This window comes from Undibacterium sp. (assembly GCF_030683615.1).
GTDB classification, from domain to species: Bacteria; Pseudomonadota; Gammaproteobacteria; order Burkholderiales; family Burkholderiaceae_D; genus Undibacterium; species Undibacterium umbellatum.
Map to the genome: position 1 here is coordinate 1 of NZ_JAUXQE010000026.1, position 13,991 is coordinate 13,991.

At 50.8% G+C, this 13,991-nt stretch carries 15 protein-coding genes and 1 tRNA gene; 9 read left to right on the top strand and 7 right to left on the bottom strand.

What is annotated here, in order from left to right; genetic code table 11:
• Window positions 1-565: 565 nt before the first annotated feature.
• Window positions 566-1,342, bottom strand: coding sequence for an enoyl-CoA hydratase (locus Q8K39_RS13940; protein WP_305261070.1), 777 nt, complete (start codon window positions 1,340-1,342; stop codon window positions 566-568).
• Window positions 1,343-1,494: 152 nt separating this feature from the next.
• On the opposite strand from Q8K39_RS13940, the gene Q8K39_RS13945 reads away from it, so the two are divergent.
• Window positions 1,495-1,656: a hypothetical protein gene (locus Q8K39_RS13945; protein ID WP_186955701.1), complete on the top strand. Its 162-nt coding sequence runs from the start codon at window positions 1,495-1,497 to the stop codon at window positions 1,654-1,656.
• Between the two features lie 18 nt (window positions 1,657-1,674).
• Here Q8K39_RS13945 and apaG read toward each other — a convergent pair whose 3' ends face one another.
• Complete coding sequence (gene apaG / locus Q8K39_RS13950; RefSeq protein WP_110258198.1) at window positions 1,675-2,049, bottom strand: Co2+/Mg2+ efflux protein ApaG; 375 nt, start codon at window positions 2,047-2,049, stop codon at window positions 1,675-1,677.
• 103 nt (window positions 2,050-2,152) lie between these two features.
• Between apaG and rpe the strand changes: the two genes are divergently transcribed.
• The 6 genes from rpe (at window position 2,153) to trpC (ending at window position 7,744) form a co-directional block, all read left to right on the top strand.
• Entirely contained in the window at window positions 2,153-2,818 is a 666-nt protein-coding gene (gene rpe / locus Q8K39_RS13955) for a ribulose-phosphate 3-epimerase (protein WP_305261076.1), read from the top strand.
• Between the two features lie 66 nt (window positions 2,819-2,884).
• Window positions 2,885-3,568, top strand: coding sequence for a phosphoglycolate phosphatase (locus tag Q8K39_RS13960; RefSeq protein WP_305261077.1), 684 nt, complete (start codon window positions 2,885-2,887; stop codon window positions 3,566-3,568).
• A gap of 273 nt (window positions 3,569-3,841) precedes the next feature.
• Window positions 3,842-5,338, top strand: a complete 1,497-nt coding sequence (gene trpE / locus Q8K39_RS13965) for an anthranilate synthase component I (protein WP_305261079.1) — start codon at window positions 3,842-3,844, stop codon at window positions 5,336-5,338.
• Window positions 5,339-5,911: an aminodeoxychorismate/anthranilate synthase component II gene (locus Q8K39_RS13970; protein ID WP_110258194.1), complete on the top strand. Its 573-nt coding sequence runs from the start codon at window positions 5,339-5,341 to the stop codon at window positions 5,909-5,911.
• Window positions 5,908-6,939: an anthranilate phosphoribosyltransferase gene (gene trpD, locus Q8K39_RS13975; RefSeq protein WP_186955696.1), complete on the top strand. Its 1,032-nt coding sequence runs from the start codon at window positions 5,908-5,910 to the stop codon at window positions 6,937-6,939. Before Q8K39_RS13970 ends, trpD begins: the two co-directional genes overlap by 4 nt.
• A 4-nt stretch (window positions 6,940-6,943) precedes the next feature.
• The gene (trpC, locus tag Q8K39_RS13980; protein WP_305261082.1) at window positions 6,944-7,744 is read left to right on the top strand and encodes an indole-3-glycerol phosphate synthase TrpC; all 801 of its coding nucleotides are present in this window, start codon (window positions 6,944-6,946) and stop codon (window positions 7,742-7,744) included.
• Window positions 7,745-7,857: 113 nt separating this feature from the next.
• On the opposite strand, the gene Q8K39_RS13985 is transcribed toward trpC, so the two are convergent.
• From Q8K39_RS13985 to Q8K39_RS14005, 5 genes are all read right to left on the bottom strand, one after another.
• Window positions 7,858-9,720, bottom strand: a complete 1,863-nt coding sequence (locus Q8K39_RS13985; RefSeq protein WP_305261084.1) for a M61 family metallopeptidase — start codon at window positions 9,718-9,720, stop codon at window positions 7,858-7,860.
• A gap of 66 nt (window positions 9,721-9,786) precedes the next feature.
• Window positions 9,787-10,248: a DUF3429 domain-containing protein gene (locus tag Q8K39_RS13990; protein ID WP_186955693.1), complete on the bottom strand. Its 462-nt coding sequence runs from the start codon at window positions 10,246-10,248 to the stop codon at window positions 9,787-9,789.
• A gap of 223 nt (window positions 10,249-10,471) precedes the next feature.
• On the bottom strand, window positions 10,472-11,086 hold the full coding sequence (locus Q8K39_RS13995) for a nucleotidyltransferase family protein (RefSeq protein ID WP_305261087.1): 615 nt from the start codon (window positions 11,084-11,086) through the stop codon (window positions 10,472-10,474).
• 14 nt (window positions 11,087-11,100) lie between these two features.
• Complete coding sequence (locus Q8K39_RS14000) at window positions 11,101-11,841, bottom strand: DsbC family protein (RefSeq protein WP_305261089.1); 741 nt, start codon at window positions 11,839-11,841, stop codon at window positions 11,101-11,103.
• Window positions 11,842-11,946: 105 nt separating this feature from the next.
• Window positions 11,947-13,149 (bottom strand): UbiH/UbiF family hydroxylase, encoded by a 1,203-nt coding sequence (locus Q8K39_RS14005; protein ID WP_305261091.1) that lies wholly within the window; start codon window positions 13,147-13,149, stop codon window positions 11,947-11,949.
• A gap of 153 nt (window positions 13,150-13,302) precedes the next feature.
• On the opposite strand from Q8K39_RS14005, the gene Q8K39_RS14010 reads away from it, so the two are divergent.
• Both Q8K39_RS14010 and Q8K39_RS14015 read left to right on the top strand, forming a co-directional pair.
• Window positions 13,303-13,378: transfer RNA gene (locus tag Q8K39_RS14010), tRNA-Phe, on the top strand.
• 130 nt (window positions 13,379-13,508) lie between these two features.
• Complete coding sequence (locus tag Q8K39_RS14015) at window positions 13,509-13,856, top strand: hypothetical protein (RefSeq protein ID WP_305261093.1); 348 nt, start codon at window positions 13,509-13,511, stop codon at window positions 13,854-13,856.
• Window positions 13,857-13,991: the final 135 nt, after the last annotated feature.

Here is a 13,991-nt window from a genome sequence, read left to right on the forward strand (position 1 = left end):
ACTCACCGAAGTCAATTGGTGCGCTTCAACAAGTGCCCACATTTATTGACTGTTAATTGTTAAAGAACTGAAATCTTTTCTACTAGACCGGACTACTTATTCATCCAGTTTTGCGTCGCAGCGTTGTGTGCGTTAGCAGCAGAGAAACGAGATTATGAAGCACGTCTTTGTCGCTGTCAACACTTGCAACTCACTTCGTTTTGTTTCGCTCTTTCAAGCTGGCAAAACCGTTGCTTAGTGCCCACAGCTGCTAATTTATTCCGCAATCTCTTCGATCGCTCATTTCACTAGCTTTGCTTCTTTTGCTTCTCTTCTCGCCCGCTTCTCAGCGGGAGGCGAACTATAGCAAACTACTCCACTTCTCCGCAAGCGTTTATCGGGAATTATTTACTTCGTTTATTTAAAAGCAAAACCCTTGAGTGCGCTGCGCGCACTCAAGGGTTTTGCTTTTAAATATGTGTGAGTAGGCATAACAGCCCGTCGGCAGGCGACGCTGGTGCGACGGGTTGGGGCCAACTATGTTGCTACCGTTTTGATTTATTGCATGCACTATATGAATAGTGACTTACTTATTCTTGAATACAGCCGGACGTTTTTCCAGGAAAGCTTGCATGCCTTCTTTCTGGTCTTCGGTACCAAAGCTGGCCTGGAACAGGCGACGCTCATACTGTATACCTTCTGACAGAGTAGTTTCATAAGCGCGGTTGACGGATTCCTTGGCCATCATGATGATGGGCAAGGACATGGAGGCAATAGTATTCGCTGCAGCGAAAGCTTCTTCCATCAGCTTATCCAATGGCACGACACGTGATACCAGGCCTGCGCGTTCGGCTTCGACCACATCCATCATGCGCGCAGTCAGGCACATGTCCATGGCTTTGGATTTGGATATCGCACGCGGCAGGCGCTGGGTACCGCCAGCACCAGGCAAAGTACCGAGCTTGATTTCTGGCTGGCCGAATTTGGCATTCTCTGCGGCGATGATGAAGTCACACATCATGGCAACTTCGCAACCGCCACCCAAAGCATAGCCAGCAACAGCAGCGATTACTGGCTTGCGGATCTGGCGCATGGTTTCCCAGTTGCGGGTGATGTAGTCATCTTTATAGGCATCCATGAAGCTATAGCCCACCATGGCAGCGATATCGGCACCGGCGGCAAAGGCTTTTTCACTACCTGTCAGGATGATGCAGTGGATGTTTTCATCCTTGTCGAAAGCTTTGAGCGCCAGACCTAGCTCATCCATGAGCTGATCGTTCAGCGCATTCATGGCTTTGGGGCGGTTCAGGGTGATCAAACCGACTTTGTCGCGGGTTTCAGTCAAAATACATTCGTATGTCATAGATGCTCCTGATTTTATTGAGTAGGGTTATGCAGCATGAATGCCGGTATGTCTATTGTAATGCGCCGGACCAGCACCTGTAATGAGGGACGCAAATAAGCACACAAATTAGCAGGTACAATGCGCTTACTTTATTGAGCGAGGTGGATGCGATGTGGTTATTAGCGCTGGAAGCAGGCGTTGCAATGTTCATGCTGATTTTTATCGTCTGGTGGACGATGTTTCATGGCCGTACACCAGAAACACCACCCAAAGAAGATAAAAAGCCGATAGAACATAACAAGCAAAGCCAGGATAATGAAAATCCGCAATAAGCCTGCGCCATGCAAGTATCAGTGCAGGGTACGCGGCAAAGACAGGACAAACTCGGGTATCTCTGCCTCAAAACGATGGGCATCTTCTGCAACGCAGAAATAAGTGCCTTTCATACTGCCCTGTGGTGTTCTTAGTGAACTGCCGCTGGTGTATTCAAAGCTTTGTCCTGGTGCCAAAAAGGGTTGATGGCCGACTACCCCCAGCCCTTTGACTTCTTCTACATGGTTGGTGCTATCGGTAATGATCCAGTGGCGAGAAATCACTTGCGCCGCCACGGTGCCGGTATTTTTGATGGTAATAGTGTAGGCAAAAACGAAATTGTTTTGCTCAGGATCGGACTGGTCTTTTAGGTATTGCGTTGCCACCGATACACTTATTTCATACGCTGCCATAATTTTCTTTCATGATGAATTACGGTCATTGTGCCAGACGAAGACAACAGCCGCTTGCCCTCACAAGGTAAAATAGCATATCTTTTTCAAGCACGATTCCATCATGACCACTTTCCGCATTGCTCCCAGTATATTGTCTGCCGATTTCGCCCGTCTGGGAGAAGAAGTCCGCAATGTCGTCGCCGCTGGCGCTGACATGATCCATTTTGATGTCATGGACAATCATTATGTCCCCAACCTGACCATAGGCCCCATGGTGTGCGAAGCGATACGCCCGCATGTGCAAGTGCCTATCGATGTGCATCTGATGGTCAAGCCTGTCGATCGCATCATCCCCGACTTTGCCAAGGCTGGCGCAAATATCATCACCTTCCACCCGGAAGCATCGGAACATATAGACCGCAGCCTGCAAATCATACGTGACCATGGTTGCAAGGCTGGCCTGGTATTCAATCCAGCGACACCGCTGCATGTACTGGAAAACGTCATCGATAAAGTCGATATCGTTTTGATCATGTCGATCAACCCGGGTTTTGGTGGCCAGACCTTTATCCCGCATACACTGAAGAAAATCGCGCAAGCCCGCAAGATCATTGATGAATCTGGCCGCGACATCATGCTGGAAGTGGATGGCGGCGTCAAAATCGAGAATATCGCAGAAATCGCCCGTGCTGGTGCCGATACCTTTGTTGCAGGTTCTGCCATTTTTGGCAAACCCGACTACAAGGCTATCATTGATGCCATGCGTGTTGAGTTGTCCAAGGTTTAATCCTCAATTTCATCTTCAGGCTTTTCGCCACGTCAGGCGGAAAGCCTATATCTAATCGCCCCCGCCATGTTCAGCCACATCAAAGCCGCCATCATTGATCTCGATGGCACCATGATAGATACCGCACCAGACTTTCTGGTCGCCATCAACCGCATGCGCGAAGACTTTGCGCTGAGACCACTGACGCTAGATGCCATCAAGACCATGGTGGGCAAAGGCTCGGAAAATCTGATCCAGCAAGTCTTGGCCCTGGATTTTGATACCTCTGGCGTAGCAGCACGCTTTGATGAAGCATTGGCTGCTTACCAGCGTCATTACCTGGCTATCAATGGTGACCACAGCCAGCTTTACCCTGAGGTGCATGAAGGCCTGCAAGCCATGCGCAATCTGGGTCTGCGCCTGGTCTGCGTTACCAATAAGCCACTGGCCTTTGCACTGCCGCTGATGGAAAAGAAGGAAATAGTCCATTATTTTGAGCAAGTCTATGGCGGCGACAGCTTTGCAAAAAAGAAACCTGATCCCCTGCCCATGCTGGAAGCCTGCAAGTCTCTGAGCTTGCCACCGTCACAAGTGCTGGCCATAGGCGACTCCAGCAATGATGCGATTGCTGCCCGCGCTGCCGGTTGCCCGGTCTTGACAGTGCCGTATGGATACAACCACGGCGAAGCTGTACAAAATATTCAAAGTGATGGTATAGTCGAAACCCTGTTGGTAGCAGCACAACTGCTGTCAGCGAAAAACTCTCATTGACTTTCAAACCATTCACATAACGAATGTTCATCGATAACAAACGTTCCATGATCACTCCAGGCACTTTTGAGGCCTGGCTATGGCGACGCTGGCAATTCTGTTAATACACGAATGCCGCGAGTGGCTGTGCACATCCCCAGCACATCTTCTTGCTTGTTATATCAATCTGTCTTACCCGTCCATACTCTCTTGAGCGAATTTGCGTGCGCTGCTGGCTGCTGTTGCAGACGCGTGCATAAGCTTCAGGAACAGGCAGGCGGTTGAAAGAAAACCATGACCGAACTCGAATTCAAATCGTTGGCCGCGCAAGGCTACAACCGTATCCCCATGATTGCGGAAGCCTTCGCCGATCTGGAAACCCCGCTCACCCTGTATCTGAAACTCGCGCAAACCCAGAATGCGGGCAAGAATACTTTCTTGCTTGAATCCGTCATGGGTGGCGAGCGTTTTGGCCGCTATTCCTTCATCGGCTTGCCTGCCAATACCCTGGTACGCAGCTTTGGTGACAAAGTCGAAGTCCTGAAAAATGGCCAGGTCATAGAGAGCCGCGAGATGAACCCGCTGGATTTCATTGCTGAATTCCAGGCGCGTTTCAAGGTGGCATTGCGCCCTGGCCTGCCACGCTTCTGCGGCGGCCTGGCTGGTTACTTTGGCTATGACGCCGTGCGCCATGTAGAAAAACGCCTGGCTGGCAAGGCACCAAAAGATGATCTGGGCTTGCCAGAGATACAGTTATTACTGACTGAAGAACTGGCCGTCATCGACAATGTATCTGGCAAACTCTATCTCATCGTGTATGCCGACCCGACCCAGCCAGAAGCCTGGTCCAAAGCCCGCCAGCGCCTGAAAGACTTGCGCGCAATGCTGCGCCGTAGTGTGGATGCGCCTGTCACATCAGCGTCTGTCCGTACAGAATCCATACGCGACTTTGCCAAGGAAGATTATTTGAAGGCGGTAGAAAAAGCCAAGGAATACATCATGGCGGGTGACCTCATGCAAGTGCAGGTTGGCCAACGCATCAAGAAACCCTATGTCGATTCACCGCTATCACTGTACCGCGCCCTGCGTTCGCTGAACCCTTCGCCGTATATGTATTTCTATAATTTTGGTGATATGCAAATCATCGGTGCATCACCAGAAATTCTGGTACGCAATGAAAGCCTGAATGATGGCAGCAAGAAAGTCACGATACGCCCACTGGCAGGCACCCGCCCGCGCGGCGCGACACCAGAACGCGACGCTGAACTGGCCAAAGAATTACTGGCCGACCCGAAAGAAATCGCCGAACACGTGATGCTGATAGACCTGGCCCGCAATGACATAGGCCGCATCGCCCAGACCGGCAGCGTCAAGGTCACGGACCAGATGGTCATAGAAAAATATTCACATGTACAACACATCGTCTCGAATGTAGAAGGTGTCTTGCAAGCGAACTTGTCCAATCTCGATGTATTGAAAGCCACCTTCCCGGCTGGCACCTTGTCTGGCGCGCCGAAAGTCAGGGCAATGGAACTCATTGATGAACTCGAACCCGTAAAACGCGGCATCTATGGCGGGGCCTGCGGTTACCTGTCCTTCGGCGGCGAAATGGACCTGGCGATTGCGATACGCACCGGCGTCTTGAAAGACGGCATGCTGTATGTACAAGCAGCCGCAGGTGTAGTGGCCGATTCAGTACCGGAAATGGAATGGCAGGAAACCGAAAACAAGGCACGCGCAGTATTGCGTGCAGCAGAACAAGTGCAAGATGGCCTGGATGGAGAAATTTAAATGTTACTGATGATAGACAACTACGATTCCTTCACCTACAACCTGGTGCAGTATTTTGCCGAGCTGGGTGAAGATGTGCGTACCTACCGTAATGATGAAATTACGATAGAAGAGATTGAAGCCTTGAAGCCTGATCATATCTGCATTTCGCCCGGCCCCTGCACACCTGCTGAGGCTGGTGTTTCCATCGCCGTCATAGAACGCTTTGCCGGTAAGACACCTATTCTGGGAGTCTGCCTTGGTCACCAGGCCATAGGTGCGGCATTTGGTGGCAAGGTTATCCGTGCCAAGCAAGTCATGCATGGCAAGACTTCTGCGATTGCCCATACTGGCGTTGGTGTCTTCAGGAATTTGCCCAGCCCTTACACGATTACCCGTTACCACTCCCTGGCGATAGAACGCGCCAGTCTGCCGGATTGCCTGGAAGTGACCGCATGGACAGATGACGGCGAAATCATGGGTGTGCGCCATAAGGAATTCAATCTCGAAGGCGTGCAATTCCATCCCGAATCCATATTGTCCGAGCATGGCCATGCCCTGCTGAAAAACTTTTTGACTGGAACTGCATCATGACCATCTCTCAACAAGAAGCACTGACACGCCTGATTGAACACCGTGAGATTTTTCACGATGAAATGTTGTTTTTGTTCCGTAAATTGATGGGTGGCGAAATGTCGCCAGTCATGATCACCGCGCTGACCATGGGCTTGCGCGTCAAGAAAGAAAGCATAGGTGAGATCACTGCCGCCGCCCAGGTCATGCGTGAATTTTCGACCAAGGTGCCGCTGGCCAATACGGACAACATGATCGATATCGTCGGTACAGGTGGCGATGGCGCGCATACCTTCAATATTTCTACCGCATCCATGTTTGTCACCGCCGCTGCTGGCGCACGCGTCGCCAAACATGGCGGTCGCAGTGTGTCTTCATCATCGGGCAGTGCTGATGTACTCGAATCTTTGGGTGCGAATATCAATCTCAAGCCTGAACAGATCGCCCAGTCGATAGCACAAACCGGCATAGGCTTCATGTTTGCACCGAACCACCATGCGGCGATGAAGCATGCCGCACCAGTGCGTCGTGAACTGGGCGTGCGTACCATCTTCAACATCCTGGGGCCATTGACGAATCCAGCAGGCGCTCCGAATATTTTGATGGGTGTCTTCCACCCTGATCTGGTCGGCATACAGGTACGCGTCTTGCAACGCCTCGGCGCGCAACATGCGATAGTGGTATGGGGGCGCGACAATATGGATGAAGTCTCACTGGGCGCACCGACCATGGTGGGCGAACTGGTGAATGGCGAAATCCGCGAATACGATATCCATCCGGAAGATTTTGGTTTGCAGATGGTATCCAACCGCAACCTGCGCGTCTCTGGTGCAGATGAATCAAAAGCAAAGATACTCGACGTAATGAACAATGTTGAAGGTGCAGCGACTGACATCGTCGCCCTGAATGCAGGTACAGCCCTGTACGGCGCGGGCATAGCAACGTCGATTGCTGGTGGTGTCAAACTAGCTCAATCAGCTATCGCATCTGGCGCAGCCAAGGCCAAGCTGGAACAGTTTATTGAAGTCACCCAGCAATTAGGGAAGTAAGCCCATGTCTGATATTTTGAATAAAATTCTCGCAGTCAAAGCGGATGAAGTGGCAGCAGCCAAGAGATATCAATCCTTTGCCAGCCTGCGTGCAGAAGTTGAATCCGACAAGGAAGCGCAAGCTGATTTGCGCAGTTTTGAAAGCAGCTTGCGTGGCAAGATTGCTGCCAGCAAGGCAGCGGTGATTGCCGAGATTAAAAAGGCTTCGCCTTCAAAAGGCGTGCTGCGTCCCGACTTTCACCCAGCAGAGATTGCGCAAAGCTATGCTGAACATGGTGCTGCCTGTTTGTCTGTGCTGACGGACGTGCAGTTCTTCCAGGGTGCACCTGAATATCTGCAACAGGCGCGTACTGCTTGCGCCCTGCCAGCATTGCGCAAGGATTTCATGATAGATCCTTACCAGATCTACCAGGCCAGACACTGGGGTGCTGATTGCATCTTGCTTATTGTCTCTGCCCTTGATCATGGCCTGATGGCTGAACTGGAAGCATGCGCACATGAACTGGGCATGGGTGTGCTGGTTGAGGTACATGATGCGCAAGAACTGGAAACAGCCTTGAAACTCAAGACAGCTATGCTGGGCATTAACAACCGTAACCTGCGTACGTTTGAAGTTTCCCTGGATACGACGATAGGTTTGCTGCCAAGGATTACGCCAGACAAACTGGTCATTACCGAATCCGGCATCATGTCAGCAGAGGACGTCACCCGCATGCGGGAAGCAAATGTGCATGGATTTTTAGTGGGCGAGGCCTTTATGCGGGCGGAGAACCCTGGGGCGGAACTGGCAAAGGTGTTTGGGTAATTGGCTGAGGATATTTCCCCATAATCTGAAGGGGCTATGTCAAGGTTTCGCAAAAAAATAAAAACCGCCGCAAAGCATCTGGCTTTACGGCGGTTTTTTAAGAAACTACAAACTTACTTCTTGCCTGGTTTCTGATAGCTTGGTCTCTGCAAACTAGCAGACTTCCCTGACGCCTGCACTGCCAAAGTTACAGCGGGTACATCATCCGCCTGCAATTTAGCTTGCACCGTCAACAACTCATCGCGGCGGAAGGCGTGAATCTGCACAGTCTCCCCCACGCGATAACGACCGAGCGCCGTAGCCAAACTATCGGCAGCATCTGCAGCAGTCACACGCAAACCATTGATGGCGACGATGATGTCATTGGCTGACAAGCCAGCGACATGTGCTGCGCGGCCTTCATGTGCGTTGGCGATCTTACAGTCATTTGCTTCACGCACTACACGTACACCAAGGCTGGATTTTTTGCTTGCATTGCCACCGCTTACCTGTACCGCAAAGTCAGCATACAGTGTTGAAAGCGGCACGTCTTCAACGCCACGCACATGCTTGTCGAGGAAGCGGCGTACGTTCACGCCAGTGACTTGCTCAACCAGACTTTCAAACTCAGTCTCGCCCAGGCCCTGCTGCTTGCCTGACAGGCTGCGCTCATAAAAGTCACGGCCAAATTTTTGCCACATGGCGCGCATGACGTCGTCGAGTGATTTTTTGCCCGCAGTTTCTGCACGTATCGTCAAATCCAGTCCCAATGCCACCAAAGAACCCTTGGTGTAATAGCTGACGATCGCATTCGGTGAATTTTCATCCTGGCGATAATATTTGGTCCAGGCATCGAAGCTCGATTCAGCCACGCTTTGCTTCCAACGGCCGCTACCGCGTGTCACCATATTGATGGTCTTGGCCACCAATTTAAAGTAAGCGCCTTCATCAATCACGCCTGCACGTACCAGCATCAGGTCATCATAGTAGCTGGTGAAGCCTTCAAATACCCACAACAGGCTGGTGTAGTTTTCATGGCGCAGATCATAGCTGGCGAAAGCAGCAGGTTTGATGCGCTTGACATTCCATGTATGGAAATATTCGTGGCTGCACAGGCCCAAAAAGCCGCGATAGCCATCACTCATTTCCGCCTGGTGTTTGACTGGCAAATCAGTGCGGTTGCAAATCAATGCAGTGGAGGCACGATGCTCCAGGCCACCATAGCCTTCACCCACCACCATGGTCATGAAGACATAGCGATCCATAGGTGCTTTCTTAGTACGCGGCTCAAAGAAGGCGATCTGGGTTTCGCAGATTTTTTGCACATCAGCAATGATGCGCTCCATATCCATATTTGGTACTTTGCCAGTCACGACAAAATCGTGAGAAATGCCATGTGCATCAAATGTCGCCAGCGCAAAGTCACCCATTTCTACCGGGTGATCGATCAGCTCATCATAATTGGCGGCTATATACGTACCAAAGCCATAGCGTTTGGCTTTCAGCTCTGGCAAGGACGTGGCAACACGCCAGGTTTTACATGCGATATCTTCGGAACGCTGGATATCAACGACATGCGGGTTCATCTCCTGGCCATGTACGCTCAAGAACACGCTGGTGCCATTGAAGAAACCGTGGCTTTGATCGAGATGTGCTGCACGTACTGACAAATCCCAGGCATACACTTCATAGCTGATATGCAAAGCGCCTTTGCAAGGCGCGGCTTGCCAGGTGTGCTTATCGAGCTTTTTCAGTGCGACTTTTTTGCCTTCACAGCTTGCCTTGATTTGCACAATATTGCGGGCAAATTCACGCACCATGTAACTGCCCGGTATCCATGCTGGCAGACTGACAATCTGCCCCTCAACTTCAGGCGCTGCAATGTCGAGCGTGACCTGGTAGATATGTCCGGCCAGGTCCTTGGGGACGATGGTATACGCCAGCGCATGCGCAGATATAGCCGCGCCAGGTCTCTTTGTTGTTATCGTTTTTTTCATTCGGAACGATCTTTCTGTTTCTTAAATAATGAGTCTGCTGAAGTGAGAAGTGAAAGCAGAATTTTTTCAGCTCGTGTAATTACGAACATTGGCCGCGATAAAGGTAAATAGCTGCGCCCCTACGACTGCGCGCGTCAATTGCAAACGCAGAGTCATAAACCATGCTGGCACACCATAAGATTGATAAAGACGCTTGTCTATCTTGTAGGTCGCAATAAAACCGGCAACCTGAACAATAAAACCTATCAGCATATGGTTCAAAAACAGCCAGGCGATGAAAATGGGGACCACACCCCAGATCAGGGCTTTCTTGTTTTCATTCTCATGTCCACCACCTGCCATCAGGGCGACGCCCCAATGCAGACCACCGAGAAAAGACAAAATCACAATGCCATAATGCAGTTGTGCCTTGATCAGGGCCCCCAGCCAGTCAGGATGCACGATCCAGCAAGCCAGCGTCAAAAAGACAAATGGTGCAAGCCCGACAAAACCTATCCGTATTGCCAGCTTTTGATTGAGATTATTCATAGATTTGGGCAGCACCAATACCGCCACGTCTTAAATCAGGTGGAAGAAAACCGCTATTCTATGGTTATTTTAGTTGTATAGATATATCCGAAAGCTATTTAGAAGCAACAAAGCTGGCGAGGAAAGTGAAAAATTGTGGCAATTCCGTGGCTTTTTTAAGCATCGTCTTCGAAATCATGTCTTATTTACAGGATTTTTAGGCAAAATCACTGATCTCGACAAATTAAGCTTCAGCCCTAGCCATCGCAGCAAGATAATCAACCAAGGCATCTGGCGTATCAATATCCTGATGAATACCAGGGTCGTCCACCATCACCTGCGTCACCAAATCACTTTTCAAAAGACTACGTGCGCCAACATCGCCCTGCAAATCCAGTAATTGTGGCAAGTATTTACGCGCAAACCCCACTGGATTGCCACGCTGCCCCTTAAATACAGGTACGACGATTTCGGCGCCTGCTTGCAAGGTGTTACAGAGTTGCGTCAAGGTGGAGGGCTTTACGAAGGGCATGTCTGCGAGAGCGATCAGCCAGCCTTCACTATCAGCCGTGGCGCGCAAAGCGCACTTGAGTGAATTGGCCATGCCAGCGTCCGCATCATGGCAGACCAGGCATACTATACCCATGGCCTGCAACTGATCTGATAGCACAGCATTATCGGGCCTGGTTACCGCGACCATATGCGGCATAGCCGCGAGTAAATTCTTTGCGCTGTGCTGCGCTACAGACTTGCCATCGGCCAGTGTTTGCAAGAGTTTGTCTTGCTGGCCGCTGGCATCAAAACGACGACCACGCCCCGCTGCCAGCAAAATACCAGTCCAGCGCGGTGATGATGTCATCAGTAAAAGTACGCTTAGTTAGCTTTGTTGTTGCTGGCAGCTGCGGCAATTCTGCTTTCCAGCATTTTCACATCCAGCATACCGGGGGCACGGCTGCCATCAGTAAAGATGACTGAAGGCGTACCAGTCACCCGCATTTTTTGGCCCAGTGCAAAAATTTTGTCATTCGGCGTATTGCAATTGGCTGGCGCTTCTGGCGCAGCCTTGCCACGCAACATCCAGTCATCCCAGGCCTTGTTTCGGTCGGCAGAGCACCAGATGTTCTTTGATTTGTCCTTGGAGTCATCGCTCAAAATGTTATACATGAAGGTATACACCGTGATGTTATCCAGCGTGTTGAGCGTCTTGCGGAACTGTTTGCAATAGCCACAGTTAGGGTCTTCAAATACGGCAATCACGCGCTTGCCGTCTCCCTTGACCATCTTCAGCGCAGATTCCAGAGGCAACTCAGAAAACTTCACCTTGCTCAAATCATCTATCCTGGCCTTGGTGTAATTCGTCCCATTTTTTGCATCAATGACTTCACCTGTGAACAGGTATTGTGCTTTTTCATCCGTATATAAAATATCCGAACCGATACGCACTTCAAACAGGCCTGAATAAGGCGTCTTGGTCACAGTATCAATTTTCACGCCCTCGCGGAAAGTGGATTGTATCAGCTTGCGCACAGTGGCTTCTTGCGCTGTCTCAGCGGCAAATGCACTGCCAGCCAAGGCAAATGCGAGGGCTATCAAGCCTTGTAATGTTTTTTTCATGTTCAATTTTCTTTCTTCATCAGGCTCAGACTAAATCGTTTTAGCCATTTCATCAACATTGGTCGCATTCATTGCCACAAACTTACATGCTCGCAATGACCGGGCTCATTTCCCCATGGCGTGGGCGATCAGTTTATTCTTTATGACTGGCAAGCGGTCCAGCAAGTTCAATCCCAGGTCACGTATTGTACGCAAAGGCGTCAAATCGGATGCAAACAGGCGCGCCAGGCTATCAGTCGTCGCCAGCATCAGCAGCACTTCTTCCTTGCGCGCGCGCTGGTAGCGGCCCAGCAAACGTGCATCGCCACAATCGCGGTGCGCTTCTTTTTCTTTGATCACTTTCAGCAAATCGACCACATCGGCAAAGCCCAGGTTCATGCCATGCCCCGCCAGCGGATGCACTGCATGTGCCGCATCCCCGACTAGCGCAACTCGCGGTGCGATCATGCTGTGTGGCCGCATCAGCCGCAATGGGAAAGCCTTGATCGCCTCCGGCAAGACTGGCTGCAAAGCACCCAGAACCTCGCTGCAATACGGCATCAAGCGCTCGACCAATGCCGACAGGGGTTCACGCAACAAAGTCTGCGCCAGCGCATCCGGGGCGGACCATACCATCGAAACGCGATTACCCGGTAAAGGCAACAAGGCAATAATCCCCTGCTCCTGCACAAACCATTGATGCGCAACACCATGATGCGGTTTGGCACACTCAAAATTGGTGACCACACCCTGCTGATCATAAGAACGGTAATCCAGACCGATATCACAAGCACCACGCACCCAGGATTGCGCACCATCAGCACCAACGACCAAAGACGCACGTATGCTGCTGCCATCATCCAGCACTACTTGTGCAGCCTCAGCATCAAGCACCAAGGCTTGCGCCCGCCCTTGCACCAACGTCAGATTTTGCGCGAACCGCAACGCCGTATCCAGCGCCTGATTGAGATTCTTGTCTTCAACAATCCAGGCCAGCTCATTCACATGCGCACCATAAGCATCAAACCCCAGCTTGCCCGCATCCACGCCACCACCCTGCACCTGCATGGCCGACACTGGCGCTACCCGCGCCTGATCCAGCGCATCCCAGACTTTCAGCGAAGACAGCAAATCATGCGCGACATGATTCAGCGCATACACCCGCACATCCCAGTCAGCAGAAGCAGGCGCAACAGCAGCCACACCAGAACCCGGCGCGCATAGTAAACTCACACGCAAACCCGCCTGGGCAAACCCCAAAGCCGCAGCCTTGCCCACCGCCCCATTACCAACGATACAAATATCGCAATCACGCACCTGAGCAGACATCCGTCCCCCATCAATAAGCAGATAATGCCCCATTATACGGGAAGCACACCGACCAGCCAGATGCGCCAGATCAAGGCTCGCTCATAGAGGGGAACCAAGTTTTTCAGAAAAAGCTTGCCAACTACCCCCAACATCTCTATAATTCTTGGTCTTGGCCTGGTAGCTCAGTCGGTAGAGCAGAGGATTGAAAATCCTTGTGTCGGTGGTTCGATTCCGCCCCGGGCCACCAAGTATTAGTAGTAAAAACAAGGGCTTACAGAAATGTAAGCCCTTTGTCATTTCTAGAACGCTCAACCAAGTGTCAACGCAGTTATTACTGTTACAGTCTCCACACCATACCTAATTCTAGCGAGAGCTAAATGAATAGCCTAAAAGTAAGCCATTGGCAGCAATGGGAAGAACTTTGTTGCTACTGGTTGACCGATATAGTTAAGCGGCGCTTTGGACATTTCACTGAGTTCAAACCGTACGGTGGTCAAGGACAAAAGCAATTCGGCATAGATATAGTCTCATCAGGCAATCAAGTTCCGTTAGTAGGCCAATGCAAGCTTATGAATGGCTCCTTCAATTTAAATATATTGGAAGAAGAGCTAAAAAAAACCAATGCCTACAAAAATCGAATTGCGCATTTTTTTCTATTGACCACGGGTACACCGCATACAACCATTCACGATCTTTCAAACTATTTTCACGAACGTCAAGTGTAAGGCCGCGCAAGACTTTGCACTAGTTTGCAGATGATCTTGCACAAGTCAAAATAGGGAGAGGGGAGTAAAGTTACCCAATATTGCAGACGTTTCGTCAGCATCGAGTAACGTAGTTGGCAATCGCTTCAACCTGAG

Excerpts from the sequence above, each read along its gene's own strand:
- Q8K39_RS13990 (WP_186955693.1), bottom strand. The coding sequence starts at position 10,248 with ATGAATAATCTCAATCAAAAGCTGGCAATACGGATAGGTTTTGTCGGG.
- rpe (WP_305261076.1), top strand. The coding sequence starts at position 2,153 with ATGACCACTTTCCGCATTGCTCCCAGTATATTGTCTGCCGATTTCGCC.
- trpE (WP_305261079.1), top strand. The coding sequence starts at position 3,842 with ATGACCGAACTCGAATTCAAATCGTTGGCCGCGCAAGGCTACAACCGT.
- Q8K39_RS13960 (WP_305261077.1), top strand. The coding sequence starts at position 2,885 with ATGTTCAGCCACATCAAAGCCGCCATCATTGATCTCGATGGCACCATG.
- Q8K39_RS13995 (WP_305261087.1), bottom strand. The coding sequence starts at position 11,086 with ATGACATCATCACCGCGCTGGACTGGTATTTTGCTGGCAGCGGGGCGT.
- trpC (WP_305261082.1), top strand. The coding sequence starts at position 6,944 with ATGTCTGATATTTTGAATAAAATTCTCGCAGTCAAAGCGGATGAAGTG.
- Q8K39_RS13985 (WP_305261084.1), bottom strand. The coding sequence starts at position 9,720 with ATGAAAAAAACGATAACAACAAAGAGACCTGGCGCGGCTATATCTGCG.
- Q8K39_RS13945 (WP_186955701.1), top strand. The coding sequence starts at position 1,495 with ATGTGGTTATTAGCGCTGGAAGCAGGCGTTGCAATGTTCATGCTGATT.
- Q8K39_RS13940 (WP_305261070.1), bottom strand. The coding sequence starts at position 1,342 with ATGACATACGAATGTATTTTGACTGAAACCCGCGACAAAGTCGGTTTG.
- apaG (WP_110258198.1), bottom strand. The coding sequence starts at position 2,049 with ATGGCAGCGTATGAAATAAGTGTATCGGTGGCAACGCAATACCTAAAA.
- Q8K39_RS14015 (WP_305261093.1), top strand. The coding sequence starts at position 13,509 with ATGAATAGCCTAAAAGTAAGCCATTGGCAGCAATGGGAAGAACTTTGT.
- Q8K39_RS13970 (WP_110258194.1), top strand. The coding sequence starts at position 5,339 with ATGTTACTGATGATAGACAACTACGATTCCTTCACCTACAACCTGGTG.
- trpD (WP_186955696.1), top strand. The coding sequence starts at position 5,908 with ATGACCATCTCTCAACAAGAAGCACTGACACGCCTGATTGAACACCGT.
- Q8K39_RS14000 (WP_305261089.1), bottom strand. The coding sequence starts at position 11,841 with ATGAAAAAAACATTACAAGGCTTGATAGCCCTCGCATTTGCCTTGGCT.
- Q8K39_RS14005 (WP_305261091.1), bottom strand. The coding sequence starts at position 13,149 with ATGTCTGCTCAGGTGCGTGATTGCGATATTTGTATCGTTGGTAATGGG.